This is a genomic window from Sphingobium sp. ba1 (genome assembly GCF_000743655.1).
In the GTDB taxonomy this organism is placed as follows: Bacteria; Pseudomonadota; Alphaproteobacteria; order Sphingomonadales; family Sphingomonadaceae; genus Sphingobium.
The window spans coordinates 35-2,520 of sequence record NZ_JPPQ01000024.1 but is presented as its reverse complement, the minus strand read 5'-3'; the positions used below and the strand labels follow the sequence as shown (position 1 = coordinate 2,520).

The following is a 2,486-nucleotide window of genomic DNA, read 5'->3' as shown; positions in this document are numbered from 1 at the left end:
GGAAGATCGGCGGCTGACCGCGACGCAGCACCTGCAGCAGGATGGCGTTGCGGTTCTGACCCGCCACGGCCTTTACCTGCGCATCGAGTTCCGCCTGGCTCGCCACCGGACGATTATTGGCGGTGATGATCACATCGCCACGACGCAGACCCTTGGTGCCCGCATCGGTCGACGGATCGACGCCTGTGATGACGACGCCGCGCGTATCGGCGGCGATGCCCAACTGGCGGATGATGCCCGGCGTCAAGGGAATGGCGGAGATGCCCAGCGACTGCTGTGCCGCCTGACCCGGATTTTGCTGCTGCTGGCTGAAATCCTCATCCTGCTGCGGCGCGAAGTTGGTCAGTTCGTCCTCGCTCGGACGCTCACCCACCACGGCATTGACCGTCTGGCGCTGACCATTGCGGATCAGCACGATCGGCACGCGCGAGCCGATGGGCTGCGACGCGACGATGGAGGAGAGATTCTGTTCGGGGCTGACTTCCTGGCCCGCGACGCTGACGATCACGTCGCCTGCCTTGATCCCGGCCTTCTCCGCGCCCTTGCCCGGCTCGACACCCTGTACGAACTCGCCGCGATTCTTGGCGAGGCCAAGCGATTCGGCCAGATCTTCACCCAGCGGGCTGATCTGCACGCCCAGATAGCCGCGACGCACGGTTTCGCCCTTGCGCAGCGTTTCCACGATCGGGGCGGCCTGTTCCGACGGAATGGCAAAGCCGATGCCGACATTGCCGCCCGACGGCGACAAAATCTGGCTGTTGATGCCGATCACATTGCCGCGCATGTCGAACATCGGGCCACCGGAATTGCCCTGGTTGATCGATGCGTCGGTCTGGATGAACTTCTCGTACCCGCCACCGGTATTGCGATGCACGGCAGAGATGATCCCGGCGGTCACCGTGCCCGACAGGGCGAATGGGTTGCCGATCGCGACGACCCAGTCGCCGACCCGCGCCTTGGTGCTGTCGCCGAATTTGACGAAGGGCAGGGGCTTGGGCGAATCGATCTTCAATACGGCCAAGTCCGTCGCGGGATCGCGACCCACCAGCTTGGCGGTATATTCCGTCTTGTTGGTCAGCGTGACGGTGATCGAATCCACCGACGCGCCTTCGGCGCCCGCCGACACCACATGGTTATTGGTGACAATATAGCCGTCCGCCGAAATCAGGAAGCCCGACCCCAGCGACTGCGCCTGCCGCGTCTGCGGCTGGCCACCGCCCTGGCCGAACAACTGGCCGAAAGGCGTGCCCGCAAAGGGATTTTGCACCTGGACCCGCTGCTTGGTCGAAATATTGACCACGGCGGGCTGCAATTTCTCGACCATGTCAGCCAGGCTTGCCGGCGCGCCCTGCGGGGCGGCTGCGGTCAGGCCTTCATTCTGTGCGGTCTGGGCGCCGACATTGGAACTGGTGGTAACGGCAATAGCGGTGCCGCCCAGCAACAGGGCGCCGGTGATGGCATAAGCGTAACGCACTCGTGACGGTCCTCTCATGAACTGCGAAGGAATGGGAAGGCGGGACTTTGACGAAGCCCTGAAATGCGCCGCCTTCCCTTAACCCTCATTGAATGACGCTGGTTCCGTAATGATCGGGTCAGAAACAGGGAACGGCTCAACGCCGCCCCTGAAACTGCTGCAGGAACTCATTATTGGGCGAAAGGATGATGTTGGTCTCCCCCGCCCTGTCTGGCGAGAAGGTGTAGCGATAGCTCTGCATCGCCCGATAGAAATCATAGAAGGACGGGTCTTTGCCATAGCTCGCCGCATAGATGCGCGCGGCATTGGCGTCCGCCTCGGCCCGGATGATCTGCGCCTGCTTCGCGCCCTGCGCCCGGATGGTCAGCGCTTCCTGCTCGCGCGCCGTCCGCATGCGAGTGAAGGCGCTGTCGAGCGGCGTGCCGTCAGGCAGGTCCGCGCGCTTGATCCGCACATCGACGATTTCCGCGCCATATTGGCGCGCGACGCGATCCAGACCCGCCTCGATATTCTGCATCACCTGCCCCCGCTCCGGGCTGAGCAGCGCGGCGAAGGGCCGCTTGCCCAGTTCGTTGCGCAGCGCCGAACCCAGGATCGGACGCAAAGCTTCCGACACCCGTTCCTCGCTACCTGCGGCGATATACATGCGCAGCGGATTAACAATGCGATAGCGCGCAAAGGCATCGACCTGCAGGCGCAACTGGTCGGTGGACAGCACCTGCTGGCGCTCCATTTCGACCGACAGCACGCGCTTGTCGATCCATACGATCTGATCCACGAACGGCCAGCGCACGATGATGCCAGCGCCGGTGTTGCCGAAGGTTTCGTCCTTGCGATAGCTGTTGATGATCGACTTGGGATCACCGAAGCGGACGATCACGCCCTGCTTGGTTTCCGGCACGATCGCGATCGTGCTGCCCAGCAGGATGAGCAGCGCCAGCACGAACAGCGCGAGAGTTACGGGGTTGCGCAGAAATGCGGGCATCACTGACTTTGTGTGTGTTATGTGTTT

The 2,486-nt window shown here is 63.0% G+C and carries 2 protein-coding genes; both read right to left on the bottom strand.

Annotation, left to right across the window (positions count from 1 at the left end; genetic code table 11):
• On the bottom strand, positions 1-1,474 hold a 1,474-nt coding region (locus tag IL54_RS02135; protein ID WP_037472740.1), incomplete at its 3' end, for a Do family serine endopeptidase.
• A gap of 136 nt (positions 1,475-1,610) precedes the next feature.
• Positions 1,611-2,459, bottom strand: a complete 849-nt coding sequence (gene hflC / locus IL54_RS02130; protein WP_037472739.1) for a protease modulator HflC — start codon at positions 2,457-2,459, stop codon at positions 1,611-1,613.
• Positions 2,460-2,486 lie beyond the last annotated feature (27 nt).

Coding starts and splice junctions, on each gene's coding strand:
- hflC (WP_037472739.1), bottom strand. CDS start 2,459: ATGCCCGCATTTCTGCGCAACCCCGTAACTCTCGCGCTGTTCGTGCTG.